Raw genomic sequence first — 21,377 nt, 5'->3', positions numbered from 1 at the left:
CCTCATTTTTTCACCCGAGGCATCGAAAGCCACCGTCAAGCAGCTATGACCGGGCAGTACCTCGCCCTGTGACAGACTCCGCGAAACATGGAAGAACGCAGCCGGATTCGCCGCCGTCACCGTTATCGACCACGGTGACGTGGCGTTCGCCCGCGTGGGCCTTCCGGCTCCGTACGGGTGCCGGACCGCTCTCAACCCCTCGATGCCCTGAAACGGTTGACGACCACCGTCGCAGGAGGTCGCGATCCCGTCAGATGTGTCACATCTGAGGCCCCTGCCCTGTCCTCACTGCATGACTGTTTCCGCCGCCGGGTGGCATCCGGCAAGAATGATCGGTTCCGCCCCATGACCGCGTTCGCCGATCATGACAGCGAGAGCCCCTTCGTCACGCCGGCGTCTCCGGCGGCGTCGACGACGCTGGATCCCGCCTCGGGCTCGCTTCCCCCCGCCGACCTTGCGATGCTGAGCGCATGACCCCCGAGGTGGCTCCCGCCGGCAGCCAGATCCGTATCCGGATGACCGCGCGCCCGACTGACGAACCGCACCGCGCTTCAAGCCAGCTCGAGTTGTTGTTCGACCTCACGTTTGTGGTCGCGATCGCGAGCATCACGGCGCAACTCGCCCACAGTATTGCCGAGGGCCACGCCCTCGATGGACTCATCCCGTTTTTCCAGGTGTTCTTCGCGATCTGGTGGGCCTGGATGAACTTCACCTGGTTCGCCTCGTCGTACGACACCGACGACGTTCCCTACCGGCTCCTGACGATGGTGCAGATGGCCGGCGTGCTCGTGCTCGCGGCCGGAGTGCAGGCCGCGGTCAACGACGGCGACTACCGCGTGGTCACACTCGGCTACTTCATCATGCGAATCGGTCTCGTCGCGCAGTGGCTGAGGGCGGGGATCGAAGATCCGGAGAGTCGGGGCACCGCCCTGCGCTACGCGGCCGGGATCTCGATCACGCAGGTGGGCTGGGTGCTCCGCCTCCTCCTCGCCCAGGCCGGCATTCTGCCGGAGTCCTCGCTGCTCCCGATCTTCGTCGGTCTTGTCATCCTTGAGCTCGCGGTGCCGCGGTGGGCGGAACGGAGACGGCCCACCAGCTGGCACCCGCACCACATCGCCGAGCGATACGGCCTGTTCACGATCATCCTCCTCGGAGAGAGCGTGCTTGCCGCGTCGACCGGGGTCGAGGGGGCGATCAATGCCGGGGGCGTGAGCGGCTCCTTCCTCACGATCGCGGTCGCGGGGCTCATACTCCTCTTCGCCCTCTGGTGGCTCTACTTCCTCGAGCCCGCCGGGGAGGGGCTCACCCGCCGTCGCGAACTGTCCTATCTCTGGGGGTACGGCCATTACGGCATCTTCGCGGCCCTCGCGGCCCTCGGCGCCGGGCTCGAGGTCGCCGTCGAGCAGACCGGGCATCACATCCAGGTGTCTCCGGTCACGGTCTGCTACGCCGTCGCGATCCCGGTCGGCGTATTCCTCGTGCTGCTCTGGGCGGTGCACGCACCGATCGTGCCTCGGCCCACCATCCGCCCCGCGGTGATTCTGAGCGCCGCCGCCGTCATCCTGCTCCTGCCTCTCACGGCGGAACGCACCGGACCGGCCTCTGTCATTGCGATGATCGCGGCCGTGTGCGCCCTGGTGATCGTGGTGACGATCGCGTCGCCCGTGAGGCAGGACACCCACCCTCGTGGATCGGAGGTGGAGGCGCCGACCGGTTAGGAGGGCTCGGGGTCCGACGGATGCGGAGCTCGCGATTCAGGCAGCGACAGGGAGATCCCGGCAAGCTTGGCGGGATTCATCACCCACATGACCTGATCGATGCCCTGGGCCGAGGCGCTGACGGTGACGAGGGCAAAAACGGCGTCGTCCCGCGAGACCAGGACGGACGCCTGCCCGTTCGCCTCGATCCACGTGAGTTCCGCACCGATCCAGAACCTTGGCGCGAACGCCCTGATGAACTTCGCGACGGTCGTCCTGCCGATCACCGGGATCCGCGTGGCGCGAACGGCTCCGCCACCGTCCGAGTAACTGACGACATCCGCGGCGAACAGCTCCTCCAGCGCGGCGAGGTCACCCGTCTGGGCCGCCGCGAGGAACGCTTTCAGGAGGCGCCGCTGCTCGGCCGAGCCGACCGACTCGCGCCGCTCGGCGACGATACGCTTGCGGGCGCGACTGACGAGTTGACGAGCGTTCGTCTCCTTCAACTGGAGAATGTCCGCGATCTGCGAGTACGGATAGTCGAACGCCTCCCGCAGCACATACGCGGCCCGTTCCGTTGGGGAGAGTTTCTCCAGCAGCAACAAGATCGCGAATTCCAGCGCTTCGCCCCGTTCGGCCCCCAACGCGGGGTCGGCGGCGGTGTCCACAGGTTCGGGGAGCCACGGGCCGACGTACGTTTCATGGCGCGCCCGGGCGGACCGGGCCACGTTGATCGCGAGTCGCGTCGTCGTCGTGGCGAGAAAAGCCGGAGGGTCCAGCACCGTGCTGCGATCGTAGGCCTGCCACCGCAGCCAGACGTCTTGCACGATGTCCTCGGCCTCCGCCGAACTTCCGAGCATGCGGTACGCGATGCCGAAGAGCCGAGGGCGCACACTGGCGAAAACCGAAGCGGCGTGATCGAGATCATTCGTCGCAGCTTGAGGTTCGGTGGGCATGAATTCCACCATATCGGGCACCTTTCCCCCTCCCCTGCAAGGGTCATCCGAGCCCCGCACGCGCCTCGTGCTCACGCGGCCGGTTGATGGTGTCAACCTCTATGTACGGAGACGGAGGGGAACGCAGATGGGCACTTTCCAGGAAGCCACGGCGGTCGTCCGGCGTGGAGACGTCTATGAGACCGACTTGGACCCGCAGTGGAGCGTGGGCGGGAAGTTGCACGGCGGCTACCTGCTCGCGGTGATGGGCCGCGCGGCCTGTGACGGTGCGGCCAAGGATCATCCGCATCCGAGCGTGGTGAGCGGGTCCTTCGTCGCCGCGCCCGCGCCGGGTCCGGCCGAGATTCACGTCGAGCCCCTGCGGACCGGGCGGAGCACCACCCAGGTGCGGGCCCGTCTGACCCAAGGCGACGCCGTCCGCGTTGAGGCGCTGATCACGCTGGAGCGGCTGGAGGAGGTCGGCCCCTGGTGGTCGGGGCTGGAGCCGGTCGACCTTCCCGCGGAGCAGGAATGCCCGCGCACCCCGCCCGAGGCGCCGGGCGGAGCCTTCCCGGTGCCGCTCATGGAGGTCATCGAGCAGCGGCTGGACCCCGGCCACCTCGGTTTCTGGTCCGGTTCGCCGTCCCGCCGGGGCGTCATCGCAGGCTGGCAGCGCCTCGTCGACGGCTCCGACTGGGACCCGCTCTCGCTGCTCGTCGCCCTCGACCCCGTCCCGTCGGTCAACTTCGACCTGGACCTGCCGGGCTGGACGCCCACCATCCAGCTGAGCGCCTACATCCGCCGCATCCCCGCGCCCGGACCGCTCCGCGTCCGCATGCACACCGCGGACATCACGAACGGGCGGATGGACGAGACCGTGTACGTCTGGGACAGCAAGGACCGCCTGGTCGCACAGGCCACTCAGCTGGCGGCGATCCGCATGCCACGCTGAACGAACATCCTCGATGGCGAACGAAGAGGGTCACTCTGTCACCGCCCGCCCCTCTGGTTTCAACGTCAAAGTCATCCGGCACACTGACTGGCATGACGACGGCCCCCCAATCCCTCGTGACACGGACTCTCGCTGCCAGGCGTTACCGTTTTGTAGCTCTCATTGTCGACAACCTGATCTTTTACATAGCCATCTCGCCGATCTATCCGATATTTTCCGAAGGCCCCGAGGTATCTGGAGAATCGGCCCTCATCAGTTATCTCAACCCGTATGCGGGGAATCCCAATTGGCCGATCGAAGTCGCGGTCACCGTTCTGTTCGGTGCCTATTTCTGGCTGCAGCACGCACTGTGGGGCCAGACGCTCGGCAAGCGAATTTACCGCTTGAAGGTGGTGTCCAGCACGACTGGAGAACGACCGAGCCTCCGCCAATCGGGAGTTCGCGCCCTTGTCCACCCTGTCCTTTTGTCAACGCCGTATACCGGAGCACTGATCCAACTGATCGACGCGCTGTGGATATTCGTCGGCCCGAAGCGTAAATGCCTGCATGACGTGATCGCCGGAACCGTCGTGGTCGACCTCAGCGCCCCCGGCAGGAGAGGGCCCGGCTTCCTGTTCAGCATAGGTATCACCCTCACCCTCCTCACCACCCTCATTTTGTTCGTCTCCCTGGTAATGCCGAAATAGCCCGGCACCGGCCGAACCCGAGAGCGATCCAGGACCGACACCGCGGGCGCGGCGCCGACGACCGACATCGCGGGTTCCATCACGTCACCGCCGGACCATCCCCGCCGGTGCGGGGCCGGCCTCGGGTCGCGACCTTCGATCGCGACAGCCAAGGGGTGTCCCCACGGGCACGGGACCGAGCCGGCTTCCGCGGTGGAACCTTTCTTGAACTTGTTGTGGCTAGGAGTTTTAGCTTAAGCTGAAACTCCTAGCCACAACGGAAGGTGTGACGGTCCATGCCGGTACAGACTCAGCGGGCGACGTCCCCGATCGCCACCGTCGCGAGCGGCCAGGAGTGATCGCCTTGTCGAAACCACACGGTGACGCGGACCACGAGCAGACCCTGAACTGGGTCGAGCAGGTGGCGACGTTCTGCAGCGAGGCGTGGGGGTTGGCGCCGATCACCGGGCGCATCCTCGGCTGGCTGCTGATCTGTGATCCGCCGGAGCAGTCGGTCGGCGACATCGCAGACGCGATCGGGGCCAGCCGGGCGTCGATGACCTCCAACATGCGGCTGCTGACCTCCATCGGCCTGGTGCGCAGGCAGACCCGTCTCGGGGAGCGGACCGCCTACTACCACATCGAGGACGACGCCTTCGAGAAGGTCGTCCGCAGGCGACTGGCCGCGTTCGCCGCGTTCGGTGACATCGCCGAGGAGGGCGTGAAACTCGGTGGGAACGATGAGACGCATACGCGGCGCATTCGCTCCGCCCAGCGATCCATCGCCCTTCTGACCGAACCACCCGGGCAGAGCCGGTAACGGCCGCCCCCCGTCTGAGCGACCACGCGCGGTGGCCGCTCGGACCGTCCAACAAGGCCGGGCTCCGTCCCGTCCAGGAAGAACGCAGGAAGACATGAAAGTCGTCATCATCACCAGCGGCTCGCGCGGTGACGTCGCGCCCTACGCCGGGCTGGGATCGCGGTTGAAGGCGGCCGGCCACAGCGTCGCGATCGCCACCCAGGAGGCGTTCGCCGATACGGTGCGCGACGTCGGATGCGAGTACCGGTGGATACCAGGTGACACACGCACGCTGCTGGGATCGGAGCAGGGCCAGGAGTGGCAGCAGCGAGGGACCGGGCGGCTCGGCAGCATGCGGACCAACCTCCAGATGGGCATGCGGCTCCTGGAGGAGATGGGCAAAGGGGTTCTGGCCGCCGCCGAGGGCGCGGATGTCCTGCTGCTGCAGCGCACGGCCCTGTGGCACGGATACCTCGTGGCCAAGGCCATGGGCATCCCCGGCATGGCACTGGAGCTCTTTCCCAGCGTGCCGACCGCGGATTTCGCGCTGCCGTCATTCGACGTCCGCTTCCTGGGCCGATGGGGAAACCGGAACATCCCCCGCCTCGCCATGGCGGCCCTCAGCCGGATCAAGACTCCGATGGACCGCCCGATCAGGGACTTCCAGCAGCAGCTCGGCCTGCCGGTCAGCGGCCTCGGCGCGGTCCGGGCGGAAATGCTCCAGGACAAGGACTGGCCGATCTACCACGGCTACAGCCCGACCGTCGTGCCGCGACCGGCGGACTGGCGGCCCGGGGTGGAGGTTGTCGGCAACTGGTGGCCACCGTACCCGCAGGGCTGGCAGCCACCGCGAGAGCTGGCGGATTTCCTGGAAGCCGGTCCGCCGCCGGTGTTCGTCGGATTCGGCAGCATGACCGGTAGCGCGGGCCGGCAACTGGCGGAGACCGTCTCGGCCGCGCTGCGCCGGGCCAAGGTGCGGGCGGTGGTCCAGGCGGGCTGGTCGGACCTGGCCGCCACCGGCGACGACGTGATCACCATCGGGGACACACCGCACGAGTGGCTGTTCCCGCGGATGGCCGCGGTGGTGCACCACGCCGGCGCGGGCACGACGGGGGCGGGGGTACGCGCCGGAACGCCGGCGATTCCGGTGCCGGTCCTGGGCGATCAGCCGTTCTGGTCGGAGCGGCTGGTCACGCTGGGAGTGAGCCCGGGGTGGACGCCGATGAAAAAGCTGTCGGCCGAACGGCTGGCCACTCTGATCCAGCAGGCCGTGACCGACCCCTCCTACCGGCAGCGGGCCGCGGCGATCGCCGAACACGTCCGCGCGGAAGACGGCTCCGACCGCGTCATCCAGGCACTGCACCGGCCCAGGCGCGGATCGCTCACCTGACCGTGGTGGCCGACGGCGCCGGCCGGGCTGACGCCGGTTCACGAACCGGACCGACGACGGCTCTGAGCGGTCCGGTTCCGTCGGCAGGGATCGAAAGCGCGGGTGCGCTGCCGTACCCGGTGGGCTCGGCCTGGAAGCCGGGCAGCCGGCTCCCGCGCCCGTCGGCCCTCACCGCGACGCCTCGGCCGAGCCCGATACGGACAGACCGGCCCGGATCACCGGATAGACGCGGCGCATCCGCTCGCTGTCACCGCGGAAGCGTCGCATCGCCTGCAGGCCGACGATCAGGGTCTTGATGTCGTCCGTGTCCACGTCGGATCGCACGGTTCCGGCGCGCTGGGCCTGGGCGAGGAGGTCGGCCATGATCCCCGTGAATTCGCGTTCGGCCTCCGGAAGCGCCTCCGTCAGATCGAAGCCGATTCCCGCGAAGGCCTCCGTCAGCCCCAGGTCGGTCGCGCCCTGCTCGGCCATGTGGACCAGGAACGCGTACAGCCCTTCTCCCGGGTCGGCCGCCGCCTGGGCGCGGGCCCGCTCGATGACCTGGCTCAGGCGGTCGGCCACGATCGCCTGGAACAGCGATTCCTTGGTCGGGAAGTGCCGGTACACGGTGCCCGCGCCCACGCCCGCCCGGCGGGCGATCTCGTCGATCGGGACGGCGGCGCCCTCCTCGGCGAACGTCTCGTAAGCGACCTGCAGCACGCGCGCCCGGTTGCGGGCGGCGTCGGCGCGCAGCGGCCGGGGTTTCTCGGTCAACGGACCTCCTGGATTAAACGGGGCGCTCGTTCCGGTATTGTCTTAAACGGAACGATCGCCCCGATTCTACCTGGAGGAACCATGCCCCGACAGCGGTGGACCGCCGCCGACGTACCCGGCCAGCACGGCCGAGTCGCTGTGATCACCGGTGCCAACACCGGCGTCGGCTTCGAGACCGCAAAGGTGCTCGCCGCACGCGGGGCCTCCGTGGTGCTGGCCGTACGGGACGTCGACAAGGGCAAGCAGGCCGCGGCCCAGATCACCGCCTCCGTCGCGGACGCCGACGTCAGGGTGCAACGCCTCGACCTGGCCTCGCTGGCCTCGGTTCGGGCGGCCGCCGGCGAACTACGCGACACCCATGCCCGCATCGACCTGCTGATCAACAACGCCGGCGTGATGTACGCCCCCCGATCGGTCACCGAGGACGGCTTCGAGCTGCAGTTCGGCACCAACCATCTGGGCCATTTCGCCCTCACCGGACTGTTGCTCGACAAGATGCTGCGCGTTCCCCGCTCTCGCGTGGTCACCGTCAGCAGCGCGGGTCACCGCCAGGGTGGGCCGATCGACTTCGACGACCTCAACTGGAACACCACCGAGTACAGCCGGGTCGCCGCGTACGGGCACTCCAAACTGGCCAATCTGATGTTCACCTACGAACTCCAGCGCAGACTGTCCGGCAAGGGCGAGTCCATCGCCACCGCGGCGCATCCCGGAGGATCCGACACCGGAGGGTCCAGAGCGTCGGTGTCACGGCAGTCCGTGTTCTTTCGGGCGGCGTTCGCCCTGGTCCGGCCACTGCTGATCCAGTCCTCCGAGATGGGGGCGCTGCCCACGCTGCGCGCCGCGACGGACCCGGCCGTCCAGGGCGGCCAGTACTACGGCCCGGACGGGTTCAGCGAAAGCAAAGGTCATCCGAAGGTGGTGAAGTCGAGCGCACGGTCCTACGACACGGCCGGCCAGCGCCGGCTGTGGGCGATCTCGGAGGAACTGACCGGTGTCGGCTTCCCGGTGTGACCCGCGGCGGCGACGATCCGCTTGTCAGCTGTTGAGGAGACGGCTTGCCTGAGCGAGGATCTGCTCCGGGTCGTCGACCGCGGGGTAGATCCACATCGTGTTGATGTCCTGCTTCATGGTCTTGGCCTCGGGTCCGGTCGCCGTGACCGTGCGCTCCCACCCCGCTGTGAGAACGGCGCCGGCGGACCCCAGGTCCAGGGCGTTGCTGTAGGGGTCGGCGGTGAAAGGCAGGGGTGCGGTTCCGAGGAGTCCGGCCGCCACGTTGTATCCGGCGCACTTCCCCATCGGCTGGGCGTGCTGGCAGCTCTGTATCGTGTGGTGCCCGTCTTCCGCGGCGGCCACCGCGGTGTCGCCGGCCGCGTATACCATGATCGGTGGCGGCCCCGTAGGCAGCGGTCAGCTCGCCGAGGCGCACGGGCTGCCGGCCCCCTACCTGATCAAGCAGCTGCAGCAGCTTTCCAGAGCGGGACTCCTGACCTCCGTTCCCGGACCGCGTGGAGGCTTCAGCCTGGCCAGGCCCCTCAGTGGCATCACACTCCTCGATGTGGTCGAAGCCATCGAGGGCGACATCGGCCTCTTTCACTGCACCGAGATCCGTTACTGCGGCAAGATCGGCGAGCTCTCACCGCCGCCCGACGGCCCCTGCCCCGTCAAGTCGGCCATGCTTCGCGCGGAACAGGCGTTCCATCAGGCCCTGGCCGCCCAGACTCTCGCGGACATCAGAGCGGAGCTGGACCGCTCCCCCATGGCCGGGCGCGTCATCCGGTCCGCGTTCAACTGAGCGCGCGGAATCAACCGTGTCAACGGATCAAGGGCGCCGTCCATCCCAGGACGGCGCCCTCCAAAGGTCTCGGCCGGTGATCCGGCCTGGCGGCCTTGTGCGGCCGGCGTGATCGTTGCGGCTACCGCGCCCGGCGCCACCGTACGGCCAGCGTCGCGGCGCACGCGAGGGAGATCACCAGCGAGGCAACGGACAGCCACACCGCCCACGGAGCCCCCGTGCCCGACTCGACCGCGGGCGTGGTGATCGCGGCCGGGGCCGCCAGGTCGACGCTCGTGGACGGGGCCGATGTGGTGTTCCCCTGGGCGTCCCCCTTGGGCACGAGCCGGACCACCGGCGCGGGCCGCTCCAGCTCGTCGGCACCGGAGCCCGGCTCCTGGATCCAGCGCACCACCTCGTCGTTGCTGTAGTGCTGGAGCGTCTTGAACACCAGCTGGTCGGTCTCGGGCAGCGGCCCGGCGCTCACCGAGAACTCGTCGTACTCACCCGGCTTGATCGCCGACTTCGAATCCGTCGCGGTCCAGGTGATGGTGCCGACGACCTCACTGATCTTCGTGCCGTGCGCCTCGACCGGCGTGGCCGGCTTGGTCTTTGTGATCTTGTACGACCAGCCGGGGTGTGGCTTCACCGAGATCGAAGCCAGCGGGGCGTCGACGGGGAACTGCACCTCGATCTCGGTCGTGCTCGCATCGTCGCGCTCGTTGGGGACGCGGAACGTCAAGGCGGCGTAACCGCCCTGCACGGCCGTGTCCGGGGTCACTATCACGTGCGCGAACGCCACCGCCGACATGACGCCGACCAGGTAGACCGTCGCCGCCACGATGACGAGGCCGCGCGCGGCGCGACGCAGCGTCTGCGCCCTTCCCGCCGTGACGAGCGCGGGCGTGCCGGTGAGGAGGGCTGTGCCTCTCAAGGTTCCTCCAACGGATAGGGCTCTCAACGTGCTCAGGCCTTCGGTGATGATTTTCATAAGGGCGCTAGCCGAGGCGGGCCAACGTCTTCGTCATCAACGCCTCGACCTTCTTGTCGGTGTCGGCACGCTGGCCCACCGTCTTGATCTGCGTGTATCCGACGTAGAGGATGGCGTTCGCCTTGTGCACCACAACGGTGACCAGATCGTCGTAGGTATCCGGGTTCACGTCCGGAGGCGAGGTGTGCACGAGATGCTGGGAGAACCCCTTCCATCCGTTCATCTCGATCGGCTGGCTGCCGACCTTGTAGTCGCCCACGACGGACGGCGGTCCGCCGAGGATGCCGAACGCGTCCGGGCACTTGGCCGACTCGGCCACGACGGTGTTCATCGTGTCCTCGGCGAGCGCGGGGCTCTGGAAAACCACCGCGCCCTGCGTGACGACCGGAAGCGACGTCGGCCCCACGCGCTGCGGGCCGACGATGAACCGCCCGGTCGGGTTCCCGCCCACCGGCTCGATCGCCGGTTGCACGACGACCTGGACGTCCTCGGAGCGCTGGACGTACGGACAGGTCGGGATGCTGTTCGGGGGCGTGTAGATGACGTGCGAGCCGTGTTCGGTGTCCTCGACCTCGGTCGCGCCCTTGCCCAGGTCACCGGGGGTGACGAGGCCGGAGCGGATGGATTTCACGGTGTAGGGCGGCTTGGTCAGCGGCTGCGGAGCCCCGCTGGAGCAGCCCGTCAGGGCGCCGGCGGCGAAGATGGCGAACGCGCCACCGGCGACCGTCGTCACTCGCCACCCGGACGCCTTGCGGTCAGCGCCTCGCATGTGTGCCACCAGCCTTTCAGCGTGCCGTGAACGGGACACGGACGGGTGTCTCGTCGAAATCGGAGATGCGGATGTCCAGTCGCAGCACCCAGTCCCCCGGGTACGGAATGGACATCGAGTTCGCCACGTAGTGGCCGGGTTCGGCCGCGACCACCTTGACGGGCAGCGCCGGTATCGTACGGTCCCGCGACTCGAGCGCACCGGAGACCTCGGGCACGGTGACCAGCGAGCCGTCCCGCCCGTTGATGTAGATGTCGGCCACGTTGCCACCCAACCTCGCCGGCTCGATCTTCACCTCGACCGAGCCGCCTCGCAGCCCGGGGAGCGCGTCCGCCGCGGCGGCGGGAAAGGGAACCGTGCTGTCCACCGGCGGCGCGTAGCTGGCGCGGGCCGGGGCGGTGTTGACCAGGACGGCCGTGATCGACAGGACGGCGATCCCGAGCACGACCTCACCCGCGACCGAGCGGCGCAGCCTGCGCAACGCGGCGGAGGGGGCGGCGTCGAGGCCGAGGGGTTCGCGGCCGCGCCGCCGTACGAACCGCCGTGCTCCGGCGGCGAGGGCCAGCACGGCGAGGACGAGGGCGAGCTTGCCGAGAAGCAGCCGCCCGAAGTCGGTCCCGCCGAGCGCTCCCCACGTCCCCACCTGCCGCCAGGCCAGGTACAGGCCGGTCACCGCGATCACCGCGAAGCAGATCTGCGCGAGCAGGGAGAACCTCCGGAGCGCGGGCTCCAGGGAGACGGCGCGGGTGGGTTCCCGCCTCCCCGCCGGGATGACCACGCAGGCCGCGAGCAGGATCAGGCCGCCCAGCCACAGGGCCATGGCGAGGAGGTGCAGGCTGGTCGCCGGCACCGCCAGCCAGGTCTGTACACCGGTCTGCGCGTGGTCCGCCAGCGTCCAGGTCAGCATCAGGGCGACGGCGCCGACCGCGGCGAACGCGGGCAGGGCGACCCGGCGGGTGGTGCCGGCCGCTCCGACGTCCGCGGGAAGCGGGGCGGGGCGTACGGCGATGCGGGTGACGCCGGCCGCTTCCTCCTCGGCCGCTCCGGCTTCGGCCGCTCCGGCCTCGGCCGCTCCGGTATCCGCAGGAAGTGGGGCGGAGCGTACGGCGACGGTGTCCGCGGGGAGCGGGGCGGGGCGTACGGCGATCCCGAAGACCACGCCGAGGGCCAGTACGATCACCAGCCGCGCCAGCAGCGCCTGGCCCAGCCGCGTGGACAACGTCGCGCCGAGCAGGCCGGGGTCGAACACCCCGGTGAGAGAGGTGCCCTCGGCGTACGGCCCCTGTACGAGCAGGACCACCACCGTGCCGGCGGTCAGCGCGGCGAAGCCGGACCACACGATGCGCCGACCTCGGCGGTCCGCCCGGCCGGCGGGCCAGAGTACGGCGACGAACAGCGCGCCGCCGAGCACGAGGGCCACACCGAGAAAGGCCAGGCCACGGCCGACCGCGTCGACGATGGGAACGGCAGGGTCGACGTCCTGCTCCACGGGGACGGCCATCGAGCTCGGATGGCCGACGCTGAAACTGAACGCGCCCGACACCACGTGCGAGTCCGCGGACGTGACCCGCCAGGCCACGACGTAGGTTCCCTCGGCCAGCCCCGGCGGCAGACTCGTCCGCGCCGTGTTGGCCTTCCCGTCCGAGTAGTCCGAAGCGCCGAGGGCCAGCTTCTTCCCGGTCACGTCGAGCAGCTGAATCGACCGCTGGCCGAGGTTCACCGACTCGTTGAAGCGGAGCCTGACCTCGGCCGGGGTCCGGGCCAGCACCTGGCCGTCGACCGGCGAGCTCTCCAGCAGGTAGGCGTGCGCGTACGCCGGGTGGGTAACCGCGACGGAGGAGATGTCCAAGGCCAGGCCACCGGTCACGAGGAGCGCGATGACCGCCAGCCGCGTGAACAATCGGGCTCGACGACCCGCGAGGTGCATACCGCTCATCATCCGATCTGGTCCACACGGCTTGCCGGCCACGGTTCGACAGCCCGTCCAGCGCACCGTCTACCTCCGTGCCCGGCCGAAGCCGGCCCGAGCGCGGCGTCGTCCCACGCTCGAGTCGGCTTCGGTTCAATCCAGTTACTTGTCCTACTTGTCGCAGGAGTTCCAGCAGATCTTCTTGTCCGGCTTGCCGGCCAGTTTGCCGTCGAACTTGAGCACGTCGACGCCCCGGTTGTAGTCGGCGACGTAGATGAGCCCGTTGTGCCAGTAGGTGGCCGAGGCCGAGCCGCCGGTCACACCCTCGCCCGCCGGCACGCGGAAGTAGCCGACCTGGGTCGGGTTCTTGGGGTCCGACACGTCGATGAAGCGGGTGCCCTGCCCGTACCACGCCTGAGCCACGATGTTGCCGTTCACCGTGAACCAGTGCGCGGAGCAGCTACCGGTGGTGGAAGAGCCCTCCTTGCCCCACGGCGACCAGTGGCTGATCATGTTCAGCCGGAACGGCTTCTCCGGCGTGGACGTCCAGGCCTCACCGTTGTAGCTGTTGTCCAACGAGGCGATCTTGAACTCGCCCGCCTGGGAGCAGGTCGTGATGTTCTCGTTGGTGATGTAGAGAAGCTCACCCTTGTCGAAGCGGCCGAGCTTCTCGGTGTTGTGGTAGGCGTTGTGGTCGAAGTAGTCGAAGAACTCGGTGCCCGCCGGATTGGTGGGGACGACCGTGCCGCCCGCGTACGGCACCGGGTCGTACGCCGTCGCGGTGCGCTTGCGCTTCTTCACCGGGTCGTAGTGCCTGCCCTCGGTCCAGTAGCCGCGTACGCCGCCCTCACCGGAGACCCAGGCGACGCCGTTCTTGTCGACGTCGACGCTGTGCACGTAGTCGGTGACGCCGTCGAACCGGTTGAGGTCGAGCGCCCCGTCCATGTTGCGCGGGTGCCTGATGTCGCGGATGTCGGTCACCCGCAGCGGCACGCCCTTCCAGGACGGGTCCTGGCCCGGCGTGCCCGTGTTGGCCGGGCCGACCGTCCACAGGTACGAGCAGTCGTTGATGCAGGTGGACGTGTGTCCGGCCGCGATCGGCTGGAAGATGACCGTCTCCGGCTTCCACGGGTCCTTGACGTCAATGATGTAGACGCCGGACTGCCCGGTCGAGACGGTGCCGCCGAAGCCGCGCGGGTCCCGGGCGAGGAAGACCAGCTTGCGCTTCGGGTCGACGGTCATGTTCTCGCCTTCCCAGAACCTGTCCTGGGTGTCCCCGGGCTGGCGCAGCTGGGCGGCGGTGATCTTTGAGACGAAGGCGGGATGCTTCGGGTCCTTCAGCGACCAGATGGCAAGGCCACCCGTGCCGTTGGCGAACATGAAGTCGTAGTCGTACTTGTCGTAGTGGATGAAGTTCAGACCCGAGTAGCCGCTGACACCCTTGACGTTGTCGAGGAACGTGACGTTCCCCGCGACGGCGGTCGTCGGGACGTTGTGGACGTCGTCGAGGACCGGGCCACCATGGCCCGGGCGACCTTGGGCGGAGGTGGAGGAGGGGGTGAGGTCGAGCGGGTCGTCGGCGAGCGCCGGGCCGGCTCCGGACAGCTGGATTGCCGCCGCGGTGGCCAGTGCGACCGCACTCGCCAGGAGGGATTTCACTTTCACAGATGCTCCCTTGGGGTCCCGCGGCGTGGTTGGACAACCGCGCGACCAAAGATCACAGTTGGCCCCGATTGTAAGATCAGCAACAAGCTCTTGTCATGGGGCAAAGCGGATAAAACCGCCAAAAGGTTTTCGGTCAGCCCGATATCCAACCGGCCCTTCAGGCTGATACAGCGGGTTTCCGCAGCTCAGACCCCGAGGGCGGCCATCACCGCGGAAGCGGACTCCTGACACCGGAACGTCCCACCTTTGCTGCGACGCCGCCATGGATGACGTCCGATGGCGTGAGTCAGACCCTTGGAACGATCCATATGCGAGCCTCGCCGAAGAGTGCGAGCATCGCCGGGCGACCTGGAAGGTGGATGACTTGAGCGATGACTTGAGCGAGCCCGCGGTTCGGCCGAACGAGACTACGGTGCCGTTGATGCCGTGCGCGTCGGTGGAGGAGACCCTGACGTTCTATGAGGCACTGGGATTCGAGGCGACCTACAAACAGAGCAAACCCTATGTATATCTGGCGCTGCAGTGGAGCGGATTCCAGCTGCACTTCGGCTCCGCGCCCAAGGGCCTGGATCCGGCCCGGGAGGAGTCCGGAGGCTGCCTGGTCATGGTCGGCGCCGTGGCGCCGTACCACGCGGCGTTCGTCGCGGCGATGCGCCGGGTCTACGGGAAAGTGCTGAGTTCCGGCCTTCCGCGGATCACCCGTTACCGGCCCGGCGCGTCCCGGTTCACGCTGATCGACCCCTCTGGGAACTCGATCATATTCATCCAGCGTGACGAGCCCACCGAGCTGGAGTACGGCGGCTCGAAGAAGCTGACGGGTCTGGCCAAGGCGCTCGACAACGCCCGGATCCTGCGCGAGTTCAAGAACGACGACCTGCAGACCTTCCGCGCGCTCAAGTCCGCGGTGCGCAGGCACGGCGCGGATGCCCCGGTGGTCGAGCGGGCCATCGCCCTGTGCCACCTCGTCGACCTGGCCACGGTTCTCGGCGAGCCCACCGATCCCTGGCTCGCCGATCTGCGCGGTCTGGAGCTCACCGCCGACGACAGGCAGCGCATCGAGTCGGAACTCGGGCATCTCGCCGGACTTCAGGAGTGGCTCCCCTAGATGTAACCGGATTGCTCGCTGTCATCGTTTCCCGCTCGGTATCCGTCGCGCTCGGCGGGGTGAGCATGTCGGGATTCTGCAGGTCCAGGTCGACATTCCACGGGCCGGTATCGATGCCGCCCTTACCGCCGCGTTACGGCTGCGGAATTCTCGAATGCGTGGATCCGGTCATACGAGGTCATTCTTTCGAATCATATTGTGATCACCGCTTCGGCGGCACAAGAAAAAGGGAGAGAATCGATTCCCTTCCCCCCGCGGTCGCCACGGCGAGTGGAATCGCGACGCAGGCGAGCATCAGCGTCAGGGTGAGCCATGCGGAGGCGCCGGAGAATACGGAGACGACCGTCAAAACGGCGAAGGCGAAAAGCCTGACCCGTATCCTGGACAGGGAAATCGGAATCACCATCTCGTACGGGGGCCAGTCCGTATCGGGCCCGGTGTCGTCACGCATCGAAACAGCCCTCGCTCACAGGTCAGAACAGCAGGAGGATCGGCGGCGAACAGCCGAGGGGTGCGAACGCCCCCGCGGCGGTCGCGCGATGCCACGTTGCCGAAGTGTTCGGAGGAGTGATCCACGGCGATGCGCGCTCAACCGTCCACCCGCTCGAATACGACGGTTTGCTCCGAAAGGTCACCGAGCTTCCCTGGATCGTCATATAGATGGGTTTTTCCGATTGCGTCGCCAGAACAGGCATACGGAATCTAGGATACCCACATGAAGAAGACCCTGAAACATCATTACTCCACGAAAGGAGCAGGTCGACAGCATTGTAATAATAAATGCTTGTTAATCAATTCAGATCACCCCGATTTACGGTTTTCCGTAACTCGGGGTGATCTGGGCAGGGCGAACGGGCGAGCGTTGCATGTGGCGGGGTCAGGTCAGGAGCCCGGTGGCGTACATGAGGGCCATTCCGGCGAGGATGCCGGCGATGCCGAGAGGATGCAGCAGCCGTCCCGTGTCGTCACGTACCGACGGCGCGATCTGGAGTATCACCTGCACGATCGCGCCGACGCCCAGACCCAGCAGCAGCGCGGCGATCGCGGGTTGCACGGTGGCGGCGCCGAGCCAGGCGCCGAGGATGGCCGGGCCGCCGGCGATGAGGCCCAAAAGCGCCAGTCGTGGCGGTGAGGTGCTTTCTTCGCTGACCGGCGCGACGATGGCGAGACCCTCGGTGGTGTTGTGGATCGTGAAGCCGACGACGAGCGTCGCACCGAGGGCGAGCGCGCCGACGGCGTAGGCCGAGCCGATCGCGAGCCCTTCCCCGAGGTTGTGCAGGCCGATGCCGACGGACACGAGCAGTGCCAGGCGGTAACCGCCCGCCTGTCCTGGTCGTGTGGCCATCCAGGTGTGCACGCCGGACAGCAGCAGGTACGCGGCGACGGCGCCCATCGCCACGAGTCCGGCACCGCCGAGCGCGCTCGCGCCGGCGTTGGCGACTTCCATGCCTTCGAGTGCCGCGTCGATCGCCAGCCAGGCGAGCAGGCCGATGGTCAGTGCCATCAGGGCGCGGACCCAGGACGGAGGCACCCGCCGTAGCCACGGCAGCCAGAGCATCCCGATGGCCACGGGAATCACCCCGACATATGTCCCCAGCAGCGCCATCAGGCCGATGAGTCCGGACGGGTCGGGGGTCGCGACGGCGACGGGGATGGCGTGGGTGACGACGCCTCCGGTGGAGGTGAGGAGCGTCACCTCGTAGGCCTCTCCGTCAACCCATGGGTAGGTGACCCGGACGTTGGCGGAGCCGAGGCGGCCGATCTCCGGTTCGCTCATTCGAAAGTCGGTGAACGCGTCGTTGACCGCGACCTGGACGAGAGCGACCGGATCGGCGCCCTGGTTGCGCACGATCAACTCGATGGAGCCCGCGCCGAGTATCGTCCGCTCCACCGTGAGCTCTTCGGCCGGCGGACCGTTGCGCGCGGTCAGGCCGGGGCCGTCCAGGACGGCGAAACCCACTGCGGCCACGGCGATGACGCACAGCGGCAGGAGGCCGAGCAGCCAGGTGTTCAGGCGGGTGCCACTCGGATGACGTGCTCGGCGGTCTTCCATGTCACCGGCTCCTTTCGCAGGCGGTGGAAGCGCCGCAGCCGACCTCGAAAAAGCCCATCCAGCCGAGCTCGGCGAATTCCGACTGGTGTGCGTGGAACATGAAGCGGCCTTGGCGGGGGAAGGTCATTTCGAGGATTCCCCGCTGGCCCTGGCACAGCATCACGGTGTCGGTGTACTCCGCCGGGCGCGGTGACGTGCCGGTCGGGTACCAGTCGAAAAAGTTTCCATGGACGTGGAAGGAGTTCACGAGGTCGTACTCGAGGACGTTGACGAGGTAGATCCTCACCAGTTCGCCGGCGGTCACCTTTACCGGTTCTCCCATGTACGCGAAGGGGATGGTGTTGACCGCGTACAGCTCGTTCGAGCGATCGAAATTGGTGTCGAACCCGTTCATGACCATCACCAGTTCGTCGGCCTCGGTGCGCGCGTCCTTCGGGTCGATGACGAAGACGCCGTACAGGCCCTTGGCGATGTGAGCGGCGAGCGGTGTCACGTGGCAGTGGTACAGATGCAAGCCGTACGGCTCCGCGTCGAACTCGTACACCGTCCGCTCGCCCGGCTGGACCAGGCCCAGGCCTATTCCCGCGACCCCGTCGACCTCCGCCGCGTGCAGACCGTGAAAGTGAACCGTGTGCGCGTGCGCCGAGTGATTGATGAGGGTGATTCGCAGGCGGTCACCCTCGGTTGCACGGAGGGTGGGCCCGGGAATCCTTCCGTTATAGGTCCAGGCGGGGAATATGACTCCCGGAGCCACCTCGATTGGCTTCTCTCGGGCCACCAGGGTCCATTCTCGAAGTGTTCTTCCACCGGGCAGTGGAGACGTTTTTCCTCTGTCGAAATCCCGGAGGAGCGTTGTTGGATGAAACCCATTCTTTCCGTTGTCCACCTGGGTCCCCGACCTGAAACCGGCGTGCGCGGACCCTGCGGTGTGTGCTGGAGCATGCTGGTGGTCGCTCGGATCGGGCGCCGAGATCGTCGGCCTTCCGGTCAGATGTGCAGCGACGGCGGCCCCCACTGTAGGAGCCAATGCGGCAATTGCGCTACGTCGAGAGATGCCTGACATGTGAAACACGGTAAATGGTCAAAGCCCGCGTTTCAATGCGCAAATTAAATCCTTATTTGACCTAATATGACAGAATAAACATTGCTTTGTTTTCGATGATGGTGAGCGTCAAGCGGCGGCGTGGGCGCCGATCCCGGTCCGCGGCGATCCGGACTGTAGCCGTACCGCTTGTGCGCCGCACCCGATGTGACGCGCCGCCGTACCGTATGACCGACTCTGACCCGCCCAGCACCCGAGACAGCCCGCGCTCGCCGCGACGCTCCGTCACGGTACGTGACACAATTCGACGGATGCGCTTCCACACCGACCTGCACCCGCACTCGAAATACTCCAGGGCCTGGAGCAGGTAGCCGACGGCCAGATCAACGCTTTCCGGCAAGCCGAGCACGAGAGAACAACAGGCGGGCCGAAGGCATCACATACCCGCTGAACTGCATGAACAGCCGACGAGAACGCCAGATGCACCGCAGAAGTTGTTGATCACCTGATGAGCGTCATGGATGGATCTCCAGTCCGCGGTTCGTGGTTCGCGTGAGGAGCGGCAGCGGGGTCAGTCATCTTCGGGATCCGGTGGTTCCGCGGCCGGTGCGATCTCTCGCGGCGTGGCGACCCCGCCCGTGAGTTGAAGCCCGTGAGTGAGCGTGTGGTCGAGCTGCCTGGCCAGACGAGGGACGCTCGTCGCGGGCAGATAGGCATCGGCTCCGGCGTTGAGCAGGCGTTGGACCGGGCCTTGATAACTGACTCCGAGCTCGGGGTCCTCGATTTCGGTGATGATGACACGAGCTTCCGGGAATATCGATCGGAGACGGGCGATCAACTGCGGGCTGGCCGCTGGTGCCAGCAGCACGTCGGCCGTTGCGGGAGCCGCGTGCATGTCGAGCACGATGTAGTCCGCCCCCAGTTGGGTGGACAGCGACATCCGGGCCGCCTTTGACAGCTTCATCGCGGTGGCGACGACGGTCACACCGTCGTAGTCGATCGGTGGCTGGTCGCGATCGACGATGGCGCCTTGAACCACGTCGATGCTGCTGGAGATCGTCGCGATCGACGCGCCGTCACGCGTGACGACCAGGTTCTCGCCGGGCTGGAGGGCGTCGATGAGCGCCACGACGTCTTCGGGAAGACGGGTCACGTCGATTCGCTGCGTGGAGCGTGAGGCGCGTTTGCGGATCACCATGCCTGGACCACGTTCACAGCCGCGAGGGCACCCTGCGTCATGCGCGGCCTCGGTCGTCTGTCGAAAGGCCCAGCCACGGTGACGTGGTTACCTGCCCCAATAGTGCCGTTCAGCCAGATGATCACATGAGTCTCCTCCGGTGCTGTGATCTTGTTTGATGCCATTACACGCCCGTTGGTTCCATGCCGCGCAGGAGTTTCCCTTATCGACTGTGTCTGCGCCCATCATGGGATCGGGCCCAGGGCCGTGATCGGGTCCAGCGCCGAGCCAGGAAACGTTCGCCCCCTACGCCGATCAGATCTGCACACGCCCGTGGTGACGGCTATGCCAGGATGATCCGCATGCCTCCCGCGATCGAGAACTCCGCCGGGCCCGCCGAACAGGCCGTGGCCAACGACTACGACGGCTTCGCCGAGGCATACGCGGTCGAAACCGAGGCCAACCTCATCAACGGCTACTACACGCGGCCCGCGATCCTGAACCTGGCCGGGGACGTGGCCGGGCGGCGGATCCTCGATGTCGGCTGCGGTGCCGGTCCCCTGCTCGCGGCGCTGCGCGAGCAGGGCGCCACCATAACCGGCGTCGACCCCAGCGCCAAGATGCTGGACCTGGCCCGGCAGCGACTCGGCGAGGGCGCGGCCCTGCATCAGGCCGGTCTGGGCGGCGATCCCCTGCCGTTCCCCGACGGCGCGTTCGACGATGTCATCGTGTGCCTGGTCCTGCACTACCTGGAGGACTGGAAGGCACCGCTCGCCGAACTGCGGCGCGTGCTGGCGCCCGGCGGCCGACTCATCGTGGCGGTCAATCATCCCTTCGTCCACAGGTTGCTCTATCCCGATGCCGGTTACTTCGCGCCCCGCGAATACTCCGAGGATTACACCTTCAACGGCCAGAGCGCCGTGCTGACGTATTGGCACCGGCCGCTGCACGCGATGACCGACGCCTTCACCGCGGCCGGCTTCCGGATCGCCGTCATCAGCGAACCGCACCCGGCGCCAGGTGCCCACGAACTGTTCCCCGACGTCCTCAAAGAAGCCGACTCGGCCTTCCTGTGCTTCCTGTTCTTCGTTCTCGATGCCGGCTAACGGCGCCTCTCCGTCGGCGGCGCGCCCTTGCCGGCCATGACCCGCCCGGCACCCAGGGCGGACCGCGCTCGCCGCGACGCTCCGTCACGGTGCGTGACACAATCAGACAGATGCGCTTCCATGCCGACCTGCACCTGCACTCGAAATACTCCAGGGCCTGTAGCAAGTAGTAAAAGGCCAAGGGGTCGAGCTACGTCGCGAACAGCAACGCCCTCACGCTCGCGGTGAACCAGGCCCTCGCTGAGGCGGCCGCGGCGAAGGGCGCGCGGTACGTCGAACGACATCACCCGGCTACGCCGCCTCAACAGCGAGTTCGCCCACTACGTCCCCCCGACGAGACAACCCCCGGTCATCCGTCTCCGCGAGACAGGCCACCCCGACTATTTCCCACCCGGTGCCAAACACCGCCACACCAAGGGATGATCCTTCAGGAAGTGAACGGCGGGGGCAGCCTTCAGCGGAGCGCTGTCCGGCAAGGGATCAGGTGAGCCCGCGGATTACGCCGTTCTGGCCTTTAATCCGCGAACTCCCGTTCTGCCTGTGCGTCTCGGAGATTACGCTCGTTGGGCTGGTGTTCTTTTCACCCGAGTGAATC

At 67.4% G+C, this 21,377-nt stretch carries 21 protein-coding genes; 10 read left to right on the top strand and 11 right to left on the bottom strand.

Going from position 1 to position 21,377, the window contains the following annotated elements; genetic code table 11:
• Positions 1 to 345 precede the first annotated feature (345 nt).
• Together DKM19_RS52525 and DKM19_RS19370 are read left to right on the top strand one after the other, a co-directional pair.
• Entirely contained in the window at positions 346 to 474 is a 129-nt protein-coding gene (locus tag DKM19_RS52525) for a hypothetical protein (protein WP_255415532.1), read from the top strand.
• Positions 471 to 1,718 carry a low temperature requirement protein A gene (locus tag DKM19_RS19370; protein ID WP_239514329.1) on the top strand — a complete coding sequence of 416 codons (1,248 nt, stop codon included), beginning with the start codon at positions 471 to 473 and terminating at the stop codon, positions 1,716 to 1,718. Before DKM19_RS52525 ends, DKM19_RS19370 begins: the two co-directional genes overlap by 4 nt.
• On the opposite strand, the gene DKM19_RS19365 is transcribed toward DKM19_RS19370, so the two are convergent.
• Complete coding sequence (locus DKM19_RS19365) at positions 1,715 to 2,665, bottom strand: RNA polymerase sigma-70 factor (protein ID WP_239514328.1); 951 nt, start codon at positions 2,663 to 2,665, stop codon at positions 1,715 to 1,717. The genes DKM19_RS19370 and DKM19_RS19365 overlap by 4 nt on opposite strands.
• Before the next feature lie 115 nt (positions 2,666 to 2,780).
• On the opposite strand from DKM19_RS19365, the gene DKM19_RS19360 reads away from it, so the two are divergent.
• From DKM19_RS19360 to DKM19_RS19345, 4 genes are all read left to right on the top strand, one after another.
• Positions 2,781 to 3,584 carry a thioesterase family protein gene (locus DKM19_RS19360; RefSeq protein WP_110697100.1) on the top strand — a complete coding sequence of 268 codons (804 nt, stop codon included), beginning with the start codon at positions 2,781 to 2,783 and terminating at the stop codon, positions 3,582 to 3,584.
• Between the two features lie 92 nt (positions 3,585 to 3,676).
• Positions 3,677 to 4,270, top strand: a complete 594-nt coding sequence (locus DKM19_RS19355) for an RDD family protein (RefSeq protein WP_110697098.1) — start codon at positions 3,677 to 3,679, stop codon at positions 4,268 to 4,270.
• A gap of 343 nt (positions 4,271 to 4,613) precedes the next feature.
• Positions 4,614 to 5,069 (top strand): GbsR/MarR family transcriptional regulator, encoded by a 456-nt coding sequence (locus DKM19_RS19350; RefSeq protein ID WP_110697096.1) that lies wholly within the window; start codon positions 4,614 to 4,616, stop codon positions 5,067 to 5,069.
• A 94-nt stretch (positions 5,070 to 5,163) separates the two neighbouring features.
• Complete coding sequence (locus DKM19_RS19345; RefSeq protein ID WP_110697094.1) at positions 5,164 to 6,438, top strand: glycosyltransferase; 1,275 nt, start codon at positions 5,164 to 5,166, stop codon at positions 6,436 to 6,438.
• A gap of 168 nt (positions 6,439 to 6,606) precedes the next feature.
• Here DKM19_RS19345 and DKM19_RS19340 read toward each other — a convergent pair whose 3' ends face one another.
• Positions 6,607 to 7,191: a TetR/AcrR family transcriptional regulator gene (locus DKM19_RS19340; protein WP_239514327.1), complete on the bottom strand. Its 585-nt coding sequence runs from the start codon at positions 7,189 to 7,191 to the stop codon at positions 6,607 to 6,609.
• Positions 7,192 to 7,272: 81 nt separating this feature from the next.
• Here DKM19_RS19340 and DKM19_RS19335 point away from each other — a divergent pair, with 81 nt between their 5' ends.
• Positions 7,273 to 8,205, top strand: coding sequence for an SDR family NAD(P)-dependent oxidoreductase (locus DKM19_RS19335; RefSeq protein WP_110697091.1), 933 nt, complete (start codon positions 7,273 to 7,275; stop codon positions 8,203 to 8,205).
• Positions 8,206 to 8,229: 24 nt separating this feature from the next.
• Here the strand turns inward: DKM19_RS19335 and DKM19_RS19330 are convergent, their stop codons facing one another.
• Positions 8,230 to 8,574, bottom strand: coding sequence for a hypothetical protein (locus tag DKM19_RS19330; protein WP_110697089.1), 345 nt, complete (start codon positions 8,572 to 8,574; stop codon positions 8,230 to 8,232).
• Here DKM19_RS19330 and DKM19_RS19325 point away from each other — a divergent pair.
• Complete coding sequence (locus DKM19_RS19325; protein WP_110697087.1) at positions 8,573 to 8,986, top strand: Rrf2 family transcriptional regulator; 414 nt, start codon at positions 8,573 to 8,575, stop codon at positions 8,984 to 8,986. The genes DKM19_RS19330 and DKM19_RS19325 overlap by 2 nt on opposite strands.
• Positions 8,987 to 9,107: 121 nt before the next feature.
• On the opposite strand, the gene DKM19_RS19320 is transcribed toward DKM19_RS19325, so the two are convergent.
• The 4 genes from DKM19_RS19320 to DKM19_RS19305 all read right to left on the bottom strand — a co-directional run bounded on the left by DKM19_RS19320 (position 9,108) and on the right by DKM19_RS19305 (position 14,299).
• A complete protein-coding gene (locus DKM19_RS19320) occupies positions 9,108 to 9,899 on the bottom strand; it encodes a YcnI family protein (RefSeq protein ID WP_162641605.1) in 792 nt (263 codons plus the stop codon).
• Positions 9,900 to 9,963: 64 nt separating this feature from the next.
• On the bottom strand, positions 9,964 to 10,725 hold the full coding sequence (locus DKM19_RS19315; RefSeq protein ID WP_110697083.1) for a hypothetical protein: 762 nt from the start codon (positions 10,723 to 10,725) through the stop codon (positions 9,964 to 9,966).
• 16 nt (positions 10,726 to 10,741) lie between these two features.
• A complete protein-coding gene (locus DKM19_RS19310) occupies positions 10,742 to 12,625 on the bottom strand; it encodes a copper resistance CopC/CopD family protein (protein WP_162641603.1) in 1,884 nt (627 codons plus the stop codon).
• 180 nt (positions 12,626 to 12,805) lie between these two features.
• On the bottom strand, positions 12,806 to 14,299 hold the full coding sequence (locus DKM19_RS19305; RefSeq protein ID WP_162641602.1) for an LVIVD repeat-containing protein: 1,494 nt from the start codon (positions 14,297 to 14,299) through the stop codon (positions 12,806 to 12,808).
• A gap of 355 nt (positions 14,300 to 14,654) precedes the next feature.
• Between DKM19_RS19305 and DKM19_RS19300 the strand changes: the two genes are divergently transcribed.
• The gene (locus DKM19_RS19300; protein ID WP_369989337.1) at positions 14,655 to 15,404 is read left to right on the top strand and encodes a glyoxalase; all 750 of its coding nucleotides are present in this window, start codon (positions 14,655 to 14,657) and stop codon (positions 15,402 to 15,404) included.
• A gap of 202 nt (positions 15,405 to 15,606) precedes the next feature.
• Here DKM19_RS19300 and DKM19_RS19290 read toward each other — a convergent pair whose 3' ends face one another.
• From DKM19_RS19290 to DKM19_RS19275, 4 genes are all read right to left on the bottom strand, one after another.
• Positions 15,607 to 15,855, bottom strand: coding sequence for a hypothetical protein (locus DKM19_RS19290; protein ID WP_110697076.1), 249 nt, complete (start codon positions 15,853 to 15,855; stop codon positions 15,607 to 15,609).
• 426 nt (positions 15,856 to 16,281) lie between these two features.
• Positions 16,282 to 17,457 carry a ZIP family metal transporter gene (locus DKM19_RS19285; protein ID WP_110697075.1) on the bottom strand — a complete coding sequence of 392 codons (1,176 nt, stop codon included), beginning with the start codon at positions 17,455 to 17,457 and terminating at the stop codon, positions 16,282 to 16,284.
• Between the two features lies 1 nt (position 17,458).
• A complete protein-coding gene (locus tag DKM19_RS19280) occupies positions 17,459 to 18,211 on the bottom strand; it encodes a multicopper oxidase domain-containing protein (RefSeq protein ID WP_204358868.1) in 753 nt (250 codons plus the stop codon).
• Between the two features lie 859 nt (positions 18,212 to 19,070).
• On the bottom strand, positions 19,071 to 19,628 hold the full coding sequence (locus DKM19_RS19275; protein ID WP_239514326.1) for a hypothetical protein: 558 nt from the start codon (positions 19,626 to 19,628) through the stop codon (positions 19,071 to 19,073).
• 401 nt (positions 19,629 to 20,029) lie between these two features.
• Between DKM19_RS19275 and DKM19_RS19270 the strand changes: the two genes are divergently transcribed.
• Entirely contained in the window at positions 20,030 to 20,782 is a 753-nt protein-coding gene (locus tag DKM19_RS19270; RefSeq protein WP_369989333.1) for a methyltransferase domain-containing protein, read from the top strand.
• The last annotated feature ends 595 nt before the right edge of the window (positions 20,783 to 21,377 follow it).

Origin of the sequence: Streptosporangium sp. 'caverna' (genome assembly GCF_003203775.1) — a bacterium.
Lineage (GTDB): Bacteria > Actinomycetota > Actinomycetes > Streptosporangiales > Streptosporangiaceae > Streptosporangium > Streptosporangium subroseum.
The sequence above is the reverse complement of the archived record's forward strand: the minus strand, read 5'-3'. Positions and strand labels throughout refer to the sequence as shown.

Coding starts and splice junctions, on each gene's coding strand:
- DKM19_RS52525 (WP_255415532.1), top strand. CDS start 346: ATGACCGCGTTCGCCGATCATGACAGCGAGAGCCCCTTCGTCACGCCG.
- DKM19_RS19370 (WP_239514329.1), top strand. CDS start 471: ATGACCCCCGAGGTGGCTCCCGCCGGCAGCCAGATCCGTATCCGGATG.
- DKM19_RS19365 (WP_239514328.1), bottom strand. CDS start 2,665: ATGGTGGAATTCATGCCCACCGAACCTCAAGCTGCGACGAATGATCTC.
- DKM19_RS19360 (WP_110697100.1), top strand. CDS start 2,781: ATGGGCACTTTCCAGGAAGCCACGGCGGTCGTCCGGCGTGGAGACGTC.
- DKM19_RS19355 (WP_110697098.1), top strand. CDS start 3,677: ATGACGACGGCCCCCCAATCCCTCGTGACACGGACTCTCGCTGCCAGG.
- DKM19_RS19345 (WP_110697094.1), top strand. CDS start 5,164: ATGAAAGTCGTCATCATCACCAGCGGCTCGCGCGGTGACGTCGCGCCC.
- DKM19_RS19335 (WP_110697091.1), top strand. CDS start 7,273: ATGCCCCGACAGCGGTGGACCGCCGCCGACGTACCCGGCCAGCACGGC.
- DKM19_RS19325 (WP_110697087.1), top strand. CDS start 8,573: ATGATCGGTGGCGGCCCCGTAGGCAGCGGTCAGCTCGCCGAGGCGCAC.
- DKM19_RS19330 (WP_110697089.1), bottom strand. CDS start 8,574: ATGGTATACGCGGCCGGCGACACCGCGGTGGCCGCCGCGGAAGACGGG.
- DKM19_RS19315 (WP_110697083.1), bottom strand. CDS start 10,725: ATGCGAGGCGCTGACCGCAAGGCGTCCGGGTGGCGAGTGACGACGGTC.
- DKM19_RS19290 (WP_110697076.1), bottom strand. CDS start 15,855: ATGCGTGACGACACCGGGCCCGATACGGACTGGCCCCCGTACGAGATG.
- DKM19_RS19285 (WP_110697075.1), bottom strand. CDS start 17,457: ATGGAAGACCGCCGAGCACGTCATCCGAGTGGCACCCGCCTGAACACC.
- DKM19_RS19270 (WP_369989333.1), top strand. CDS start 20,030: ATGATCCGCATGCCTCCCGCGATCGAGAACTCCGCCGGGCCCGCCGAA.